The organism is Aerococcus sp. L_32 (genome assembly GCF_050689315.1).
The window spans coordinates 1-2240 of the sequence record NZ_JBOEQF010000321.1; the positions used below are offsets into that span (position 1 = coordinate 1).

Here is a 2240-nt window from a genome sequence, read left to right on the forward strand (position 1 = left end):
TAACCTCTATTGAGTCAGAAACCTTAGGAGGATGAAAAATGAATCAAGTGCAATTAATCGGACGTCTAGCCAGAGAAGTCGCCCTAACTGAAATTTCAAATAACCGACAAGTGGTCAACAATGCAGTAGCCATTAACCGCAAAGGAAAAGATGGGACTGACTACGTCGATTTTATTCCAATTACCGCTTGGAACGGGACGGCTAAACTCATTGATACCTATATGCAAAAAGGCGATGAATTAGCGGTTGTTGGTCAATTGCGTATGCGTCAGTTTGAAAATAAACAAGGGCAAAACGTCTCAACAATTGAGGTTCAAGTGTCTGAAGTGACTTTCCTTCGCAAGAAAATTGGCATTGATCAACCACAAAATCCAGATGAACAATTAATGGCCAATATTGAAACCCTGATTTTAGATTAAAGAAGATACAAAACTTGATTAATTCGTCCTAAATGAGACCCATCCTGATTTAGATAGATCCCACACTTTCCAGTAGAAAAATGTTCCAGTACAATAGACTTAAAGAAAAACTTTTATATAGACTTGAATTCAGGCGTTTAATAAAAGCTATTAGTGAAACTATTGTAGAACACATTCTGGTTAGGGGGAAGCAAGTATGTCTATTTTTCAGGTTGTCTATGTCCTTTGCCTGGCCATCCAACTAGGCTTCTATTTTTCTTTCTCCAACACCATCATGCCAGTTCTTGGTAAACAAGCCGGTAACGTTGGCCAAAGGATTATGCAGGACATCAATAAGCAGGTTGAAAACGACCAATTTCTAGGCAGTTTTTTCGCACCGATATTTTTATTCATTGCGATGATTTTGCTGGGCAACCCCATTGACTGGCAAATGTATCTGAGCTTTGTGATTTATTTTGTCGGTGTCATCAGCGTAACTATCGCCTTCAATATGCCACTGAACCGCCAACTAGCTAACCGAAAAATCCGAATCGATTGGACTGACTTTGTCCAACAATGGTCTAGGTGGAACCATGTAAGAACTGGATCTGCCCTAGTTGCCTTAGCCCTAGCTATCAGTTAATAATAATATTATTAACTGCATCATCATTAAATAATTAAACATACCATCATTAAATGACTAGCCTACCGTCACCTAATTATTCACTAAACCAAACCTAATACCAGCTGGTCACCTGCACATGCATCAGCTATAGAAAAGCCTTGTGACTGAAGAAAATCTTCATCCACAAGGCTTTTATCGTAAATCTTTTAAGACGTTTTTACTGAACAATCATCTGGCTGAATGATCATCCTATATTATGTAATACAAAGAAAAAACGACCAATACTGAATTTTGGCGCCTGCTATAACCAAATGATTATATCCACGAAAATTGCAATTAAAAAAGCGATTTTCAAGCAGTCACCCCCCGTCAAATCGCTTCATTCTATATCTATTCTTCTAAATTTATCCTACTGTGTAATTGCTGTATTTCTTAATTGCTCAGCGTACTGGTTAATCTTACGTAGTCGGTGGTTGACACCTGATTTAGAAATCGGTTCACCGTCAACCAGTTCCCCTAACTCTTTAATAGATGCTTCTGGGTTTTCCAACCGCAGTAAGGCAATCTCTTGTAATTTTTCAGGTAATTCACCAATCCCTACGGTTGCTTGAATCAATTCGATATTTTCAACCTGCTTGGAAGCTGCTGTCACCGTCTTATTTAAGTTGGCATTCTCACAGTTGACAATCCGGTTGACTGAATTACGCATGTCGCGGACAATCCGAATATCTTCAAACTTCAGCATAGAAGAGGTGGCCCCAATTAGGGCTAAGAAGTCAGCAATCTGTTCTGACCCTTTTAAATAAGCGATATAGCCAGACCGACGTTCCACTGACCGCGCATTTAAATTAAACTGGTTCATCATAGTCACCAAGTCTTCGCAATGCTCTTCATATACGGAATAGATTTCTAAATGATAAGCTGATTTTTCAGGGTTATTCACTGACCCTCCAGCCAAGAATGCCCCACGCAAGTAAGATCTACTCCGCTGTTCATTCTCCATCATTTCGGCTGAAATATTTGGATTGATGACCAAATTATCTAGAATTTCTAAATCCTTCAAGATTTCCTCAACCCGGTCTTTCACCCGCACGATATAGATATTATTCTTCTTTAATTTCATTTTCTTCCGAACAACCAACTCACCGTGGGTATGAAAAAATTCCTTCAACAGTGAGTAGATTCGTCGGGCAATTGCAGCATTTTCTGTCTGTACG

The 2240-nt window shown here is 39.2% G+C and carries 3 protein-coding genes; 2 read left to right on the top strand and 1 reads right to left on the bottom strand.

The window, feature by feature from the left end; translation table 11 throughout:
• The first annotated feature begins 38 nt into the window (after positions 1-38).
• Both ACRCJ0_RS12355 and ACRCJ0_RS12360 read left to right on the top strand, forming a co-directional pair.
• Positions 39-419, top strand: a complete 381-nt coding sequence (locus ACRCJ0_RS12355; RefSeq protein WP_059348413.1) for a single-stranded DNA-binding protein — start codon at positions 39-41, stop codon at positions 417-419.
• 196 nt (positions 420-615) lie between these two features.
• Complete coding sequence (locus ACRCJ0_RS12360; RefSeq protein ID WP_417894235.1) at positions 616-1041, top strand: DUF1772 domain-containing protein; 426 nt, start codon at positions 616-618, stop codon at positions 1039-1041.
• 391 nt (positions 1042-1432) lie between these two features.
• On the opposite strand, the gene whiA is transcribed toward ACRCJ0_RS12360, so the two are convergent.
• Positions 1433-2240, bottom strand: an 808-nt coding sequence (gene whiA / locus ACRCJ0_RS12365) for a DNA-binding protein WhiA (protein WP_431390612.1), incomplete at its 5' end; no start/stop codon positions are given.

What these genes read in the sequence shown, in the direction of transcription:
- ACRCJ0_RS12355 (WP_059348413.1), top strand. Translation starts at nt 39, where the DNA reads ATGAATCAAGTGCAATTAATCGGACGTCTAGCCAGAGAAGTCGCCCTA.
- ACRCJ0_RS12360 (WP_417894235.1), top strand. Translation starts at nt 616, where the DNA reads ATGTCTATTTTTCAGGTTGTCTATGTCCTTTGCCTGGCCATCCAACTA.